This window comes from Nocardiopsis sp. iso_237, from assembly GCF_056173345.1.
Genome location: NZ_CM149669.1, coordinates 618,720 through 635,058, shown reverse-complemented (window position 1 = coordinate 635,058; position 16,339 = coordinate 618,720). Strand labels below are relative to the sequence as shown.

At 72.3% G+C, this 16,339-nt stretch carries 17 protein-coding genes; 5 read left to right on the top strand and 12 right to left on the bottom strand.

From position 1 onward, the window contains the following. Positions 1–192: 192 nt before the first annotated feature. Positions 193–405, bottom strand: coding sequence for a hypothetical protein (locus tag AC0VYM_RS03060; protein WP_475458694.1), 213 nt, complete (start codon positions 403–405; stop codon positions 193–195). Between the two features lie 313 nt (positions 406–718). On the opposite strand from AC0VYM_RS03060, the gene AC0VYM_RS03055 reads away from it, so the two are divergent. Continuing rightward, positions 719–3,232 carry a penicillin acylase family protein gene (locus AC0VYM_RS03055; protein WP_475462916.1) on the top strand — a complete coding sequence of 838 codons (2,514 nt, stop codon included), beginning with the start codon at positions 719–721 and terminating at the stop codon, positions 3,230–3,232. A gap of 41 nt (positions 3,233–3,273) precedes the next feature. Here AC0VYM_RS03055 and AC0VYM_RS03050 read toward each other — a convergent pair whose 3' ends face one another. Next, positions 3,274–4,146 (bottom strand): oxidoreductase, encoded by an 873-nt coding sequence (locus AC0VYM_RS03050; RefSeq protein ID WP_475458691.1) that lies wholly within the window; start codon positions 4,144–4,146, stop codon positions 3,274–3,276. Between the two features lie 80 nt (positions 4,147–4,226). On the opposite strand from AC0VYM_RS03050, the gene AC0VYM_RS03045 reads away from it, so the two are divergent. Next, complete coding sequence (locus AC0VYM_RS03045; RefSeq protein WP_475458689.1) at positions 4,227–4,823, top strand: TetR/AcrR family transcriptional regulator; 597 nt, start codon at positions 4,227–4,229, stop codon at positions 4,821–4,823. A gap of 36 nt (positions 4,824–4,859) precedes the next feature. Here AC0VYM_RS03045 and AC0VYM_RS03040 read toward each other — a convergent pair whose 3' ends face one another. Beyond that, positions 4,860–5,528, bottom strand: coding sequence for a DUF899 domain-containing protein (locus tag AC0VYM_RS03040; RefSeq protein WP_475458687.1), 669 nt, complete (start codon positions 5,526–5,528; stop codon positions 4,860–4,862). A 426-nt stretch (positions 5,529–5,954) separates the two neighbouring features. Between AC0VYM_RS03040 and AC0VYM_RS03035 the strand changes: the two genes are divergently transcribed. Then, positions 5,955–6,140, top strand: a complete 186-nt coding sequence (locus tag AC0VYM_RS03035) for a hypothetical protein (RefSeq protein WP_475458686.1) — start codon at positions 5,955–5,957, stop codon at positions 6,138–6,140. Here the strand turns inward: AC0VYM_RS03035 and leuE are convergent. The 7 genes from leuE to AC0VYM_RS03000 all read right to left on the bottom strand — a co-directional run bounded on the left by leuE (position 6,127) and on the right by AC0VYM_RS03000 (position 12,059). Continuing rightward, on the bottom strand, positions 6,127–6,786 hold the full coding sequence (leuE, locus tag AC0VYM_RS03030; protein ID WP_475458684.1) for a leucine efflux protein LeuE: 660 nt from the start codon (positions 6,784–6,786) through the stop codon (positions 6,127–6,129). The genes AC0VYM_RS03035 and leuE overlap by 14 nt on opposite strands. A gap of 134 nt (positions 6,787–6,920) precedes the next feature. Further along, positions 6,921–7,652 (bottom strand): hypothetical protein, encoded by a 732-nt coding sequence (locus tag AC0VYM_RS03025; protein WP_475458682.1) that lies wholly within the window; start codon positions 7,650–7,652, stop codon positions 6,921–6,923. Positions 7,653–7,747: 95 nt separating this feature from the next. Next, entirely contained in the window at positions 7,748–8,689 is a 942-nt protein-coding gene (locus tag AC0VYM_RS03020) for a M56 family metallopeptidase (RefSeq protein WP_475458679.1), read from the bottom strand. Then, positions 8,686–9,066 carry a BlaI/MecI/CopY family transcriptional regulator gene (locus AC0VYM_RS03015; protein WP_475458677.1) on the bottom strand — a complete coding sequence of 127 codons (381 nt, stop codon included), beginning with the start codon at positions 9,064–9,066 and terminating at the stop codon, positions 8,686–8,688. The genes AC0VYM_RS03020 and AC0VYM_RS03015 overlap by 4 nt, the downstream gene beginning before the upstream one ends. 56 nt (positions 9,067–9,122) lie before the next feature. Next, positions 9,123–10,394, bottom strand: a complete 1,272-nt coding sequence (locus AC0VYM_RS03010; protein WP_475458674.1) for a PQQ-binding-like beta-propeller repeat protein — start codon at positions 10,392–10,394, stop codon at positions 9,123–9,125. After that, a complete protein-coding gene (locus tag AC0VYM_RS03005) occupies positions 10,384–11,349 on the bottom strand; it encodes a cytochrome c biogenesis CcdA family protein (RefSeq protein ID WP_475458672.1) in 966 nt (321 codons plus the stop codon). Before AC0VYM_RS03005 ends, AC0VYM_RS03010 begins: the two co-directional genes overlap by 11 nt. Before the next feature lie 5 nt (positions 11,350–11,354). Continuing rightward, entirely contained in the window at positions 11,355–12,059 is a 705-nt protein-coding gene (locus AC0VYM_RS03000) for a DsbA family protein (protein ID WP_475458670.1), read from the bottom strand. 204 nt (positions 12,060–12,263) lie between these two features. Here AC0VYM_RS03000 and AC0VYM_RS02995 point away from each other — a divergent pair, with 204 nt between their 5' ends. Then, on the top strand, positions 12,264–12,707 hold the full coding sequence (locus tag AC0VYM_RS02995) for a hypothetical protein (protein ID WP_475458668.1): 444 nt from the start codon (positions 12,264–12,266) through the stop codon (positions 12,705–12,707). Positions 12,708–12,760: 53 nt separating this feature from the next. Here the strand turns inward: AC0VYM_RS02995 and AC0VYM_RS02990 are convergent, their stop codons facing one another. Then, positions 12,761–12,967, bottom strand: a complete 207-nt coding sequence (locus tag AC0VYM_RS02990) for a hypothetical protein (protein WP_475458665.1) — start codon at positions 12,965–12,967, stop codon at positions 12,761–12,763. 185 nt (positions 12,968–13,152) lie between these two features. Between AC0VYM_RS02990 and AC0VYM_RS02985 the strand changes: the two genes are divergently transcribed. Then, entirely contained in the window at positions 13,153–13,347 is a 195-nt protein-coding gene (locus AC0VYM_RS02985) for a DUF1918 domain-containing protein (protein WP_475458663.1), read from the top strand. A 121-nt stretch (positions 13,348–13,468) separates the two neighbouring features. Here AC0VYM_RS02985 and AC0VYM_RS02980 read toward each other — a convergent pair whose 3' ends face one another. After that, the gene (locus AC0VYM_RS02980; RefSeq protein ID WP_475458661.1) at positions 13,469–16,273 is read right to left on the bottom strand and encodes a PQQ-dependent sugar dehydrogenase; all 2,805 of its coding nucleotides are present in this window, start codon (positions 16,271–16,273) and stop codon (positions 13,469–13,471) included. Between the last annotated feature and the right edge of the window lie 66 nt (positions 16,274–16,339).

Below are 16,339 nucleotides of genomic sequence, written 5' to 3'. Positions count from 1 at the left end.
TCGGCCATCCCGGACGGGGCCGGGATGACCGCTTTCAATAGCTTGTCTGTGATCACTGGTGATTCGTGGTGAAAGTTCGGAAGGATTGCGTGATGCACGTCACACATAGCAATCAGATACTTACTAAAAGCCATATTCCGGACAGGGCAAAGGGGCCGGAGTGCACCACTCCGGCCACTTTGAAAGGAGTCGCTAGTTGTTGATCTGGTAGTTGCCGATGAAGACGGTGACCAGTCCGCCGTCCCCGAACAGACCCAGACCGCCGAGCAGTCCGCCCGAGGACGACGGGGCCCCGACGGCGGGGGCCGCGGCCGCCTGAGCGGGCGGGACGGCGAGGCCGAGGACCGCGGAGGAGGCGAGGACGGAGAGCAGGAGCGCGGAGACGCGTCGACGAACTGACGTCATGGCGGGGGTTCCCTTCGATGGTCGGTCGGGGGCTGTCGCCGGTTGGACGAACCGCCCCTCAGGGTCCATTCGTCGCCGAAGGGCCGGGGTATTGGTCCGTTCGGTCATGAAATCCGCCGAATGTCGCAACCGATCCGCGCCCCGCGCTGACGGCCTCCGCGGCACGGAACCGGGACCCGTCCGCATACGCTCGACTTCGATGCGCCCCGCCAGGGGGAACAGAGTTTTCTACCACTTGGTAACAATTAAATAGACTGCGATCGAGCCCTAGAGCACACGAGCGGAAACGCCCTAGGGTTCCGACATGGGTGTAATGCGGAAGCGTGTCCTTCTTCGTGTCTTTCTGGGCTTTGTCGCCACGGTCGCGTCTCTCGCACTGATCGCCTCACTCCTGGCCGTCTGGGCGGTACGGAGCTCCTTCCCGACCACCTCCGGCGAGCTGACGCTGTCCGAACTCGGCGCCCCGGTGACCGTGCTGCGCGACGAACACGGCGTGGCGCACGTGTACGCCGACGACGCCGAGGACCTGTTCGTGGCCCAGGGGTTCACCCACGCCCAGGACCGGTTCTGGGAGATGGACTTCCGCAGGCACGTCACGGCGGGCCGCACCGCCGAGCTCTTCGGCCCCGGCCAGGTGGAGACCGACGTCTACCTGCGCACCATGGGATGGCGGCGCGTCGCCGAGCAGGAGTACGACCTCCTGGAGGAGGACACCCGGCGCTACCTGGACGCCTACGCGGCCGGGGTGAACGCCTGGATCGACGACAACCAGGGCCTCTCGGCCAGCCTGGAGTACGGCCTCCTCGGGATCACCGCGGACGACCACACCGTGGAGCCCTGGACCCCCACCGACAGCCTCGCGTGGCTGAAGGCCATGGCCTGGGACCTGGGCGGCAACCTCCAGGACGAGACCCGGCGCGCCCTGCTCCTCGCCGACGGCCTCGACGAGGAGCTGATCGAGGAGCTCTACCCGCCGTATCCGACGGAGAAGCACGCCCCCATCACGGACACCGACGAGCACGAGGGGACCGGCTCCGAGGCCGACCTGGGCCGCGCCCCCGACCTGCCCGAGGAGGCTCTGGCGGCGCTGGGCGGACTCTCCGACGTGCACGACGCCGTCCCCGACCTCCTCGGCCCCTCCGACGACCCCGACCTCGGATCCAACTCCTGGGTCGTGTCCGGTGAGCACACGGAGACCGGATCCCCGCTGCTCACCAACGATCCCCACCTGGGTGCCTCGATGCCGTCCACCTGGTACCAGATGGGGCTGCACTGCACGGAGCTCACCGAGGAGTGCCCCTTCGACACCAGCGGGTTCAGCTTCTCGGGCCTGCCCGGCGTGGTCATCGGCCAGAACGAGTCCATCGCCTGGGGCTTCACCAACCTCAACCCGGACGTCATGGACCTCTACCTGGAGCGGGTCGAGGGCGACGAGTACGTCGTGGACGGGGAGAAGCGCCCCCTGGAGGTCATCGAGGAGACCATCGCCGTCTCCGGCGGGGAGGACCTCCAGCTGACCGTCCGGTCCACGCACCGCGGCCCGATCCTGTCCACCACCGCGGCCGGCTCCGACCTGCGGGAGATCGGCGCGAACCCCCGTGAGGGCGACGATTCCCCCTACCAGGTGTCCCTGCGCTGGACCGCGCTCCAGCCGGGCACCACCGCCGACGCGATCTTCTCACTGAACCGCGCCCGTGACTGGGACACCTTCCGCGAGGCCGCGAGCAAGTTCGACGTGCCCTCACAGAACCTCGTCTACGCGGACAACGAGGGGAACATCGGCTACCAGGCCCCCGGTCTGGTGCCGGTACGGGGCAAGGGCGACGGCCGCTGGCCCGCCCCCGGCTGGGACTCCGACTACGACTGGGAGGACGAGTTCCTGCCCTTCGACGAGCTGCCCAGCGTGTACAACCCGGAATCCGGGGTGATCGTCACCGCCAACGAGGCGGTCGTGGACGAGGACTACGAGCACTTCCTGACCTCGGACTGGAACTACGGCTACCGGGGCCAGCGGATCAACGACCTCCTGGACGAGGCCACGGCCGAGGGCCCCGTGGGCGTCGCGGACATGGAGCGGATCCTCGTGGACTCGCTCCACACCAGCGCCCTGGAGATCACCCCGTACCTGCTGGACGCCCCGGTGGAGGGAACCACGGCCGAGGCCCGGGACCTCCTCGTCGACTGGGACCACCGCAACGAACCCGACTCCGCCGCCGCCGCGTTCTACAACGCGACCTGGCGCCAGCTCCTCCCCCTGCTCTTCGACGAACTGGGGGCGCACGGCATGGACGGCCGCTCACGCGGGATGCACGTGGTGTCCCAACTCCTGGAGGACCCCGACTCGGTCTGGTGGGAGGGCGCCGAGGTCAGCGGACGCGAGGAGGTGCTGGCCGCCGCGATGGACGCCGCCGTGGAGGAGCTCACCGAGCTGTTGGGCGACACCCCCGCCGACTGGCGCTGGGGCGACCTGCACACCCTGACCGCCACCCACGACTCGTTCGGGACCTCGGGGATCGGACCCGTGGAGTGGCTGTTCAACCGGGGCCCCGTGGAGAGCGCGGGCGGCTCCGACCTGGTCAACGCCACCGGTTGGAACACGGCCGAGGGATACGGCATCACCACGGTTCCGTCCATGCGCATGGTCGTGGACCTCGCCGACCGGGACTCCTCCACGTGGGTCCACCTGACCGGCAACTCCGGGCACGCCTTCCACCCGAACTACGACGACCAGCTGGAGCTGTGGGCCCGGGGTGAGACGCTTCCCTGGGCGGTGACCGAGGAGGCGGTCCGGGAGGCGCACACGGACGCACTCACCCTCGTTCCGTGACGTCGGACGGCCCCGAGGCGCGACGCTCGGGGCCGTGCGCGTCACAGCGGGAACGAGGTCCCGGTCATCTCCTCGGACAGGTCCCACAGCCGCCGGGCCGCTTCGGTGTCCAGGGCGGCTCCGCTCCGGCCGGACGGGCCGGGCGCGCCGTTCACGAACAGCCCGGTGGGCCCGGCGAAGAACGCTCCGGGGACGTCCTGCGTGGCCGCGTAGACCGTGGGCAGTGCCCCGCCGGACGCGCTCTGGGCGAAGATCCGGTTGCCGATCCGCAGGAGCCCGTCCTGCAGGCGGTTCTCGCTGCGGCTCTGGAGGTTGGTGGCGGCGTAGCCGGGGTGCGCGGCGGTGGCCAGCACCGGTGAGCCGACTTCGTCGAGCCTGCGCTGGAGCTCCAGGGTGAACAGGAGGTTGGCCAGCTTGGACTGCCCGTAGGCCCGGTAGGGGGTGTAGCGGCCCTCCAGGTTGGGGTTGTCGAAGTCGATTCCCCCGGACAGCCGGTGCAGGCCGGAGGAGACGGTGACCACGCGCCCGGTGACGTGTTCCAGGAGGAGGTTGGTGAGGGCGAAGTGGCCCAGGTGGTTCACGCCGAACTGGGTCTCGAACCCGTCCGCCGTGCGGGACTCGGGGACCGCCATGAGGCCCGCGTTGTTGATCAGGAGTTCGAGGTCGCCCTTCCATTCGGCGGCGAACGCGCGGACCGAGGCCAGGTCGGCCAGGTCCAGGCGGCGGACCTCGGTCTCGCCCGGGATCTCGGCGGCGGCGCCCTCCCCCTTGGCGGTGTCGCGGACGGCCAACACCACCCGGGCGCCGCGTCCGGCCAGGACCCTGGCGGTCTCCAGGCCCAGGCCGCTGTTGGCGCCGGTGACGACGGCGGTCCTTCCGGTCAGGTCGGGCAGGCTCACGCTGGTTCGGCTCATACCGCCAACGTAGGCAGCCCATCGGAAGTTGTCAATGACAACAATGCTGTCATTGCAAACATTGGACTATGCTGATGGGCATGGCTGACCGCCCCTACCACCACGGCGACCTCCGCTCCACCCTGCTGAGCAGCGCCGAACGCACCCTGGCCGAGCGCGGCCCCGGCGCCCTCTCCCTGCGCGAACTCGCGCGCGAGGCCGGTGTCAGCCACGCGGCGCCCGGCCGCCACTTCAAGGACAAGCAGGCGCTGCTCGACGCCCTCGCGCTCGACGGGTTCCAGCGGCTCCAGGCCGCTCTGGAGCACGCCAAGGAGGCGCAGGACCAGTCGGAGGCGGACACCGGCTCCTACCTCCTGGGGCTGGCCCGCGCCTACGTCGGCTTCGCCCTGGCCAACGCCGCCCTGCTCGACCTGATGTACGCGCGCAAGCACGACAGCGACATCTCCGACCAGCTCTCCGCGGCCGTCGGGGACATGATCGCCATCGTCCTGAACACCATCTCCGAGGGTCAGCGCACGGGGGAGATCGCGGAGGGCGACCCCATGACGATCGCCTTCACCGTGGCCTCCACGCTGCACGGGTTCGCCTCGTTCAGCGCCAACGAGACCGTGGAGAACGTCGAGGAGGGGCTCCAGGCCGTGATCCGGGTCCTGATGACCGGCCTCGTTCCGCGCTGAGCCGACCCGGCGCGGAGGCGCCGGGTCGGCGCGGGATCAGTCTCCGTACTCTCCGTGCAGCCGCCACCAGGCGTAGGGCTCCCCCTGGGGGACGCCCTCGGGGCTGTCCTCCCAGAGTTCCTGGCGGCCCAGCGGGGTCAGGTCGAGGAGGCTCCAGTTGGTGCCCAGCTTCTCCACGCCCCGGCCCTGGGTGAAGTAGGTCCGGTACACGGACGCCTCGTCCCTGATGAACACGCTCAGCCCGAAGTTCTCACCGCCGTCCACGGTGACGCCCATGTCCTCGTTGAAGCGGCTTCCGAAGGACGAGTACCAGGGCACCGTCCACCCCATCCGCTCGCGCACGGCCGCGATCTCCGGGTAGGGGGCCCTGGACACCAGGGCGAGGGTGGTGTCCCGGGCGTTGAGGTGCGCGGGGTCACCGAGGTTGTCCACGACCATGGAGCAGCCCTCGCACTGGTGGTCGGAGCCGGGCGGGAGCATGAAGTGGTAGACGATGAGCTGTCGGCGCCCCTCGAACAGGTCCGTGAGGGAGGACTCCCCGTTCTCACCCGTGAACACGTACTCCCCGGGCATCCGGACCGCGGGCTGCCTCCTGCGCTCGGCCGCCAGCCGGTACTGCGCGCGGGTCAGCTCCTTCTCCTTGGCGATCAGCTCCTGGTGGGCCTCGTTCCACTCGGCCGGTGAGACCGCGTCGGGCACGTACATGGCTTCCTCCTCGGGCGGTTCGGCGGGGGCCGCTGAGGTGTGGAGGGCCCGTCCACCGGTGCCCCCACCGTGCCACTGACGTACGACCATCGTCGGCAGGCCCGACAGAAGGCACCGTCGTGTCGGTCGGTCCGCGTGGCGGACACGACGAAGGCCCACCGGAGAGTACCCGGTGGGCCTTCGGAACGTCGAGGGGCCGGTGCGGCGGTCGCCTCACGGCGGGTGGCACAACAGGGCTCCTGACCACCACTGGGGTGCGGTATTCCCTGAAGGCTTTGATTAGAGCCCGGGGGACACTTGAACCGCACCGACCCGAACCGTGTAACGACACCACCCCCGGGGCTATTCCGCGAGCCCGGAGAAGTTTTCCGAACCCCCTGAACCGGCCGGGACCTGGGCGTGTTCGCCGGATCCTAGGCTGAACCCATGGACGAACCCGGACGACGGATCCGGCGGCTCCCCAAGGGCCGGGCCGCCCCGCTCACCGATCTCACCCTCTGGGTGACCCTCTCCGGGCTCTCCCTGGCCGAACTCTCCGGGCAGGACGTCCACTCGTTCCTCTCCGGGGCCGCTCGACCGCCGCTGCCCCCGGACGCCGTCAGGCGCTGCTGACGGAGAGCTTCACCGCGAAGCCGAGGAAGAGCGCGCCCGCCGCCGAGGTGGCGCCCGCCGTGAGTCGCCTCCGCCGTCCGAAGGCCGCCGCCAGCCGCGTACCGCTGAAGATCAGCACGGACAGGTAGAGCAGGCTGAACGCCTGGAGCAGCAGCCCCAGCACCAGGAACGACAGGGCCGGGTAGGCGTAGGCGGGATCGACGAACTGCACGAAGAAGGAGATCAGGAAGAGGATCATCTTCGGGTTGAACAGGGACACCACGAGCGCCCGGTGGAAGGGGCGCTCACCGGTGGTGGGCCTCGCCGCGTCGGCCGCCCGCTGCTCCTCGGCGCGCTGGTGCCGCGAGGTCCAGATGGCGTGGGCGGCGCGCAGCATCCCGATCGCCATCCAGACCAGGTAGGCGGCTCCCGCGTACTTCACCACCGTGAACAGCAGCGGGTTGGTCTGGAGCAGGGTCGCCGCACCGGCCGCCGCGAGCAGCATCAGCAGGGTGTCACCGGTGAACACCCCGGCGGCGGCCCTGTAGCCCGTGCGGGTGCCCCCGCGCGCGGCGACGGAGAGAACGTAGAGGGAGTTCGGCCCCGGCAGGAGCACGATGAGGACGAGTCCCGCCAGGTAGGTCGGCAGGTCGGTGATACCGAGCATGGACGCAGTGTTTCATCCGGCCCCCGGACACGCGGACGTCGGGTCCGCGCCACCTGCCCACGCCCCCCGGTGCGACATCTCGGTGCCCGTGACAGGAGGGGCGCCGTCGCAACGGCCGTCCGCTGACCACCCGCTCAGCGCGGGTCCGCCGACCCGTCGGTTCCGGATCCGCCCGGGTCCGGGCCGCCGGTTCCGGCGACCGCGTCGTCAAGGGTGACCAGGTCCAGGAGTTGGCGGGCCTCCGAGAGGGCCTCGGCGAGCTCCACCCGGCCGGTCTCCGACACCTCGAAGAACGCCTCCTCCATCCATCCCCGGGTGGTCGCCAACCAGGCGACCACGCGCTCGTCGCGGTCCCGGGGCGCGGTGTGCGCGACCTCGCCCACCAGCTCGACCAGGGTCCACAGCGCCCTCGGGGTGCTCCGGCCCCACCACGACTCCAGGTACGGGCCGGGGTCCTCCCCCGACTCCGCGAGCGTCGTCCACGGCGCGTGCCCGCGCTCCTCCTCGGTGAGACCGAGCTCCCACCAGACGGACAGGCAGGCCCGCAGCGACGCGCGTTCGTCCTCGGGCCAGTCGGTCCACCCGGCCTGACCGAGTTTGGCGAAGAGCCCGTGGAGGTCGGCGTCGCCCCGGAGGGAGAGCTCCAGCAGCCGGGGCAGGAAGTGGCGCAGGTCGTCCACGTCGCCCCACGTGTTCAGGGCCTTGTGGGAGTACCGGCGCAGCCGCTCGGCGTCCAGCTCCCGCAGCGGAGCCCCGAGCAGGTCACGGTGGTCGTCCTCGGTGACGCAGTGCTGGCACCCCTCGACCCTCTCGGGTCGGGGGTAGCGCGCGAACACCCGGTACACGTCCTCGATCTCGCTCTGCACGACCCCAGCATGACCCAACGGCCCCGGCGGCGCCACGGATGCCGATGGCCGTGTCTGGTCGGGACGGGTCGCGCGCGGGGCCGCTCCCCCGGCGCTCAGCCCACGCAGTCGCAGTGCGGGACGGCGACGTTCAGCGCGGTGGCCAGCACCGTGAGCACCAGCGGCAGGACCACCACCAGCGCGGCGAAGAGGTAGGTACCCGGTCCCGCGGTCGCCCGGGCGGGGCGCACCTGTCGGCGCACCCGGCGCACCGGGCAGGCACCGGTCACCGACAGCGCCGGTTCGGGTCCCCGGCCCCCGGCCATGATCCCCAGGGCGTGGGCGAGGGCGTGCGGCCCCGCCTCACGGGCGGCGTGGTCGTCGGCCACCCACTCCACGAGTTCGGGGACCTCCCGGGCGGCCGCGCGCAGCAGCGGGACACCGGGGAAGGCGGTGTCCAGCAGCCTGGTCCAGGTGACCAGGAGGTGGTGGCGGCCGTTCAGGTGGGCCCGCTCGTGGGCGAGGACCGCGCGGAGTTCGGGTCCGGTCAGCCGGTCGAGCGCGCCCCGGGTGACCACGATCCCGAAGCGGCGTCCGGGCAGGCAGTAGGCGGCGGGTTCGGGATCCTCCACCAGCCAGACCCGGTTCAGGTGGAGGACGCGGCGGTCACCGACGGCCGCGAGGGCCCGGCCGTGTTCCCGGGTCCAGGCGCGTCGGCTCCGGCCGCGGCGCGCGGCCGTCCACGCGAGGCGGGCCAGGCCGAGGGCGCCGAGCAGTCCGGCGACCGCCACCCCGCTCTCCGCACCGTTCTGCTGGACGGCCTGGTAGAGGTCCACGCACGCGGCGACGAAGGCCTTCACCCCCGGGCCCATCACCCGTGTGGCCAGGGTGGCGAGGAGGACGGCGGAGGCCAGCAGCCACACGACCGTGGTGAGTGTCCAGAGCGCGAGCATGGCCCTGGCGCTGGCGCCGAGCCCCTCCTGGAACGCGCGCAGGACCCGGGGCCCCGCCGTGCTCCACAGCAGGACCGCCGCCAGGGCCACCACGGACCAGGTCACGGGTCGTCCTCCGGCCGGGGGATGTCGGCGAGCAGGTCGCGGAGGAGGTCGAGGTCGCGCGGATCCATCCGGTCCACGAACCGCAGCAGGGCCACCTGGGAGTCCCCACTGTCGTCGAGGGCCCCGTGCATGCGGTCGGCCGCGTACGAGGCCCGGTCGCGCAGCGCGCGGTAGAACCACAGGCGGCCGGTGCGTTCCCGGTCGACCCAGTCCTTGCGGCGCAGGTTCTCCAGGACCGTGGAGATGGTGGTGTAGGCCGGTTCGCGGTCGGCCAGGTCGTCCACCACCTCGCGCACGCTCAGGGGGCGGTCGGCGGCCCACAGGACCGCCATCACCGCGGACTCCAGTGACCCGAGCCCCGGAACCGTGTTTCTCATGGCCCACCGTTCGTCATGCGCTTCTCCGTCCAAGAATAGGCAACCCCGGGCCCCGTTCAGCGGACGGGCAGCGCGGCGAGCACACTGCCCCCGTCCTCGGGGACCGGCATGATGGCGGGACCGCCGGGGAGCGCGGCCACCGGGATCCGGTCCGCGGTCTCCCCGCCGAGCCCGGCGGCGACGTCCCCGGTGGCCGCGTCGACCACGCGCCCGGTCCCGCCCTCGGGGACGTCCGTGTAGAGGGTGCCGCCGACCAGACCGGCGAGCCGTTCGGCCGGGAGGGCGGGCAGCTCCCAGACCGGAGCGGGCTCGGTGGCGGCCAGGCCGTACAGCCGGGCCTCCCCTCCCCCGGCCGGGGCTCCGAGGACCACCGTGCGGCCCCGGCCGTCTCCGAGCAGGCGGGGGCGGGTGCCGGGATCGAGGGTCAGCAGGCGTTCACCGGTCCGGAGGTGGTGCACCGTGTACAGCAGCGCCTCCCGGTCCTCGTCCGCTCCGGCCTCGTCGGGGTCGGCCGTCCACTCCAGGACGACGGCGGCACCGGAGTCGCTGGAGGGCCGGGGTCCGTACCCGACCGCGACCGGCCGGTCGCCCAGACGGTCGGGGACCGCGAGGTCGGCGTGGGTCCACAGCCCCTCCCCGTCGGGCCCGACGGCCCGCAGCGCGCCGTCCCGGTGCAGCAGCAGCGTGCCGTGGTGTTCGTGCAGGACGGCGTCCCCGTCGTCCTCGTCGGCGACGACCTCTCCCGTGGCCGCCGCCAGCGCCGTCCTGGGGCCGGTCTCCTCGGTCATGACGCTGCCCGACACGGCGGCGAACACCAGCCCCGGTCCGACCAGCGTCCCTGGGACCTCGGTCGGTCCCCACCGGAGCTCCCCGGTGTCGGGGTCGTGGGCGGAGGCGGTGGTCACGTGGGCGAGGACGCCGCCCTCGGGGTCGGGTTCGCGGTCCAGCAGCACGACGAACTCGTCCCCGCCCTCCTCGGCGCGCGTGACCGTGAAACCGGTGCAGCTGGGGTCCCGTTCGGTGGCCCAGCGGGTGACCCCGTCCCGGTCCACGCCGAGGAAGTGGAGCGGACCTCCGGCCCTGTCCTGGGACACCCCCACGAAGGAGGAGCCCGCCGCCCTGGGCTCGGAGGAGAAGGGCGCCGTCCACAGGGCCGCCCCCTCCAGGGGGTGCGGGAGGGGGCCGGTGACGGCGGGCGGGGGTACGGCCGGGGTGTCGCGCGGTTCCACGCCGGGCGTTCCGTCCGGTCGCGGAGCGCAGGCCACCACCAGGAGGAGGGCCGCCAGAGCGACGGACCGCCCCGTGTGCTCCCGCGCGCTACTCCGCACGCCCGGTCGCCCGTCCGGGGTTCGGGGAGCCGTGCTCCTCGGCTTCCTCGGCTCCCGCCGCCTCGGTGATCTCCCCTTCCCCGGTCCCGTCCTCGGCGGTCTCCCCCTCGGTGGTCTCCTCCTCGTCGCGGTTCCGGCGCCGGGAGCGGACGGCGGTGACCGCCACGAGGGCGACCACGACGGCCAGCGCCACCAGGGCGATGAGGTCGGTGCTGGTCCCCAGCCGCGCGAACTCGCCCTGGGCGCGGTCGGCGGCCTCCGCCATCCGGTCGAAGCCGGGGAGCGAGGTCATCGAGGCGGTGCCGTCGAAGACCACGAACAGCACGCCGATCCCCACGAAGAGGGCGCCGGACAGCAGGGCCGTCGTGTGGGTGCGGAGCGGGCCCAGCTCGACGGTGCGGCCGCGCAGCCACTGCCGTCCGCCCAGGTCGAAGTGGTCCCAGAGCAGCGCCAGGAAGAACATCGGCAGGACCATGCCCAGCGCGTAGGCGGCCATCAGGAACATGCCCCGGACGGGGGTCCCGGTCGCCGCCACGGTGAGGACCGCGCCGAGGATCGGTCCCGAGCAGAACCCGGCCAGCCCGTAGACGGCGCCCAGCCCCAGGACGGACAGGTTGCCCCGGCCTCCGGCGAAGCGGTTCTGCGCCCGCGCCAGGACGCCCCAGGTGAAGCCGAGCCCGAGGATCTGCGCGACGCCGAAGGCGATGATCAGGCCGCCCGCCACCGAGATGAGGAGGTCGCGGTGCCCGTAGAAGAGGACGCTCACCATGGCCGAACCGGCGCCGAGCGGCACCAGGGTCAGGCAGAGCCCCACGTAGAAGACGCCCGTGCGCAGCAGGAGCTGCCCGGTGTCGCGGAAGGCGTAGGCGAAGAACGACGGCAGCAGCAGGGCGCTGCACGGACTGAGCAGGGCGAGCAGTCCGCCGAGGACGGCGGCGACGAATCCGATGTCCATGGCGGTCACTCCCCGGCCGCGGCGAGGGCGGTGTCGACGCTCTGGACGAACACGTCCAGGGGCTGCGCGCCCATGATCGGGTCACCGTTGACGATGAAGGCGGGGGTGGCGCTCACCCCGATCTGCTGGCCCTCCATGAAGTCGTGGCCGACCTCGATGCTGGTCCGCTCGGATTCCATGTCCTCCTGGAACCGGCCGGCGTCGAGCCCGAGGTCCGCGACGATCCCGTCGAGGATCCCGTTTGGGTCGTCGGCGGACTTGAGCTCGTCCTGCTTGGCGAACACCGCCTCCTGGTACTCCCAGAACGCCTCCTGCTTCCCGGCGGCGGCAGCCCCGAGGGAGAGGTCGGTGGACAGGTCGCCCAGGTAGGGGAACTCCCGCCACTCGATCCGCAGGTCACCGGAGTCCACGTACCGCTCGATCAGTTCGGGCTGGGTCTCCTGCGCCCAGGAGGCGCAGTAGGGGCAGGCGAAGTCCGAGTAGGCGACCAGGACCACGGGGGCGTCCTCGCTGCCCAGGGCCATCGGGTCGTCGGCGTTACGGCGGGCCAGGGCCTGGCCCCACTCGCGTTGTTCGGCGTCGATGTGGTCGACCGCCGAGGCCGCGTCGGGGGTCCCCTGTTCCTCTCCGCCGCCCTCCATGCGCAGTCCGATGACCACGGCGACGACCAGGGCGACCGTGACGGCCCCGCCGATCAGCAGCGGCGACATCCCGCCCTTCCCGGTGCCCCTGCGTGTGGCCGCTCCCTTGGTCCCCGCACCCTTCCGGCCCGAGTCCTGTGGCTTCCTGGCGTCCTTCGACATGCCGCTCCCCCCGCTTTCTATGACAGATAGAGAGTACTCTATGCTCCATAGAAACCGCGTGGGGCGTGCCGTGCGCCGACCCCCGCGCCCACTCTCCCGGAAGGACGGACCATGCGCGACTGGGGAACCCGCCAGTGGGCGACCGCCGCGGCAGGGACGGCGCTGACGCTGCTGGTCCTCGGCCTGCCGGCGGTGCTCATCCCGAACGGGATCTTCGCCCGTGAGATCGAACCCACCTGGTGGTCCCACCCCGTCTGGGTGGCCACCTCCGTGCTGTCCGGGCTGCTTCTGGCCACGTACACCCGACCCGTCCCGGAGGGCTCCGAGGGCCCGGGCGGGCGGCGGGGACTCGGCGGCGGGCTGCTCGCCTGGTTCGCGATCGGCTGCCCGGTCTGCAACAAGATCGTCCTGCTGGCGCTGGGCACCAGCGGCGCGATGGCCTGGTTCGCGCCGATCCAGCCGTTCCTCGCCGTCGCCGGGCTCGTCCTGCTGGTCGTCGCGTTGCGGGCCCGGCTCCGCGCGAACGCCTCCTGCCCCCTCCCGACCCCGGCCTGACGGTCACACGGGGACGTGCGGGGAGACGGGGGCGCGGGCGTACGGCGGTCGAGCTACTCCCCGGTGATCAGCCGGGACACGTAGAGCACCGCCCCGGCGGCGAGGGCGGCGACGCCCATCGAGGCCACGAGGGAGGCCAGGCCGAGAATCACCCCCTCCAGGGCGACCCAGGACTCCAGGAAGTCCCGGATCGGGGTCCGTGACAGCACGAACACACCCATGAAGACGACGAACGCGATGATCGGGGAGAGTTTGTCCACCCGTTCATTATGCGAGGGGCCCGCCGGTCCCCACGCCCGGGTGGCCCCCTCCCCCATGTGTCACCGTTCACCCGAATGCGGCGGTGTTTCCCCAGGTGGACCTGGTTCGTCCGGGGTTGTGAGCGGGTACCACCCGACTGTGACCAGCCTGGGGGAGGCCGGTCGTCGAACCGTGGGGAGTACGGATGCGCGCCACCGTCGGAGACCAGCTGCACACACACGGGGTGACCAGTTCCAAGGGCGAGCACGAGGCCGAGATCATCGACGTCCTCGGGGCGGACGACGGTCCGCCCTACCTCGTCCGCTTCGCCGACGGCGAGGAGCGGGTGGTCTACCCGGGCCCCCGGACGGTGGTGCTCCCCCGGACCCCGAGCGACTGACCTCCGCCGACGCGCGACGCACCACGCGGCGCGTGGCACACGCCGAAGGGAAGAGGACCCCTCCGGCCCGAGTGCAGGTCGGGCCGGAGGGGTCGGTACCGGGGGGAGCGGCGGGGTCCGCCTACTCCTCGGTGGCGGCGGTGATCCGCCAGACCTTCCCGTTGGCCTTGGACAGCAGGTACAGGCCGCCCTCCGCGTCCTGCCCGAACCGCAGGTCCACCCGGGAGTCGCCCGCCAGTTCCCGCATGTCGGTGGGCTGACCGGCCGCGTCCACCAGGCCCACCCGGTAGAACGGCGCCCGGTCGCCTCCCCGCGCCATGTCGGCGGTGTCCGCGAACCGGATCTCGCCGCTGACGATGTCACCGAAGAGGTACCGGCCCTCCAGGGCCGGGTACGGGCCGCCCCTCGGGACGAACCCGCCGACCAGCGACACCCCGGAGTTCCGGCCCAGGGACACCACGGGATAGGTGTAGCCGTACTCCGCGTCGTCCTCCGGCAGCGGGTAGACGTTGGACGGGTCGGACCGGTCGAAGCGGAACCCGCCCTCCCGCTCGTTCCACCCGAAGTCGTCTCCCGGCCTGAGTTCGTAGACGGAGTCGATGGACTGTTCACCGATCATCCCGACGAACATCCGCCCGTCCTCCGGGTCCCAGGTGAACCGGTGCGGGTTGCGCATACCCAGGCCGTAGACCTCGCCCAGGGCGTCGGGGCCGTCCGCGAACGGGTTGTCGCCCGGGATGCCGTAGGCGCCGCCGGGACCGTCGTCCCCCTCGGGGTCGATCCGCAGGACCTTCCCCTGGGGCTGGCCGGGGTCCAGCGGGTTCGGGCTGAAGTCGGGCACCTCGTCCCCGTCCCCGGAGGCCACGTAGAGCAGCCCGTGGTCGGGGTCGCCCGGCGCGGCGGTCGGGTCGAAGCCGATCTGCTGCATCCCGTGCAGGAACCGGCTGTACCCGATCCGCAGGACCTCGCGGCGTTCACCGGAGAAGACGTCGGCGGCCGGGTCGTCGGCGGTCCACTCCGTGACGACGCCGTGCACCCGGGTGTCCTCGGGCGGCGCGTGCGTGGGCGTCCGGGTCTCCAGCGCCGCTCCGGCCTCGGTGTGCACGGTGTAGAGGCGGCCGTTCTCCGCGAACCCGGGGTGGAAGGCGGCGAAGCCCAGCCCGGTGCCGAGTGAGGGCCGGATGACGAAGTCGGGGAACTCGTCCCAGGCGTTCAGGTACTCGGTGGCCGCGCCGGTCTCCTCGTCCACCAGGTAGAGCGGGCCGTTGAGGTCGGGGACGGCCAGGCGCCCCGATCCGCCGTCCGGCCCGGGGACCTCGGAGACGAAGTTGATCCGCGCGCCGCCGTCGCCGTCGGTCTCGGGCAGCCGGGTGAGCTCCTCCACCTGGAGGGTGACCCCGGAGGGCAGCGGGGTCTCGGGGATCGGCGTCTCCACCGGCCCCTCGCCGTCGTCCACGACCTCGCAGTCGCCCGCGTCGCCGCTGGGCACGCGCAGGTTCGCGCTGTGCGGGTCCACGGCCACGTCGTCCACGAGCAGGCGTCCGGCGCTGTCCGCCCCGTTGAGGGCGAAGAACCGGTCCAGTCCGTCCTCGACCGACTCGCGGAGGGCGAACTCCGTCTCCTCCCCCACGGGCAGCCGGGTCGTGGTGCGGTACGGGCCGCCCCTGCTGTAGGCGCGCACGGTGTCGGCGCCGTTGTCCACCACCATCCACACGCACTGCCAGGCGCCGGACGGCCAGGATCCGGCCTCGGCGAAGGTGTCGCCGTCCCGGACGTTGAGCACGTCGGAGTTCTGGCTGTTGGCCTGCGCCCGCATGTCGTCGAAGCCGCTCGGGGCCGCCACCTCGGTGAGGCCCAGGGAGGTGTCCAGGTCGGCGTCCCGGTGCATGCGGAAGAACAGCGTTCCGGTCGCCCCGTCCGCGATCTCCGGCACCGCCCGGTCGGCGGCCAGGCCGTCGCCGGTCATCTCCAGGACCCGGCGGTCCTCCGAGGGCCGCGTGGGGTCGGGCACGACCCGCGCGTCGGCGTCGGCGCGCCAGCCGTCCTGGCCGTCGAGCGCCGCCGCGTCGTAGTCGTCGAAGTCGACCACCTCGGCGTACTCCGGCGCGGGGTTGGCCGTGGAGTCCGTCTCGGGGGCCAGGTGGACGTTGTCGAGGTGGGTGTCGCCCGAGGGCGGCTCGTCGGCGTCGTTGAGCAGGAGGAACGTGAGAAGCGGGCCCTCCCCCGCGGTGCGGAAGGCGAACTCGGTGTCGCCGTCCGGGCCCCGGGCCGGCGCGGGTTCGCCGCCCGCGTCCGCGACGTGCACCCGGTAGGTGTCGGCCGCGTTGTCCACGACCAGCCACACCGCGTGGCGCTCACCGTCCGCGATCTCGGTGTCGAGGACCTGTTCCCCGTCCCCGTCCCGTGCCACGAGGCCGCGTTCGTCCAGGGTGACGTGCGGGCCGAAGTCGTCCGGGTCGAAGGGGTGGCCCGTGGTGTCGGCGCCCAGCCCCGGCGTGGGGTTGGCGCTCAGCCCGATGTCGAGCCCGGTGGCCGCGAGGTCGTCCGCGACGAACTCCCAGAAGACGGTGCCGGTGGCGTCCGCCTCCAGGGCCAGGTCACCGAGTTCGGCGTAGGCGTTGCCCCGGTACCGGACCGGCTCGGGGCGTTCGGACAGCAGGATGCTCAGCGCCTTGCCGGAGAGCGAGGCCGGTGCCTCCTCGGAGACCACCGCGCCGTCCGGGGCTCCGGGGGTGTTGACGTGCCAGGGGCCTTGGCCGCGCAGGCTGCCGTTGGCGTAGTCGTCGAAGACCGCCAGGGGCCGGAAGCCGTCGGCCGCCGCGTCGGGCGGACCGGTGGTGGGGCCCTCCGACGCCGTGACGGGTGCCGCCGACATGAGGGAGGCGAGGAGCACGCAGGCGGTGGCCGCCGCCGCGGTCCTCGGCACGGGTGGTCCGGCTGGTCTCGGGTGGGGGGACACGGGATCGGCGCCTCGCATCGTCGCTGCTCCTTC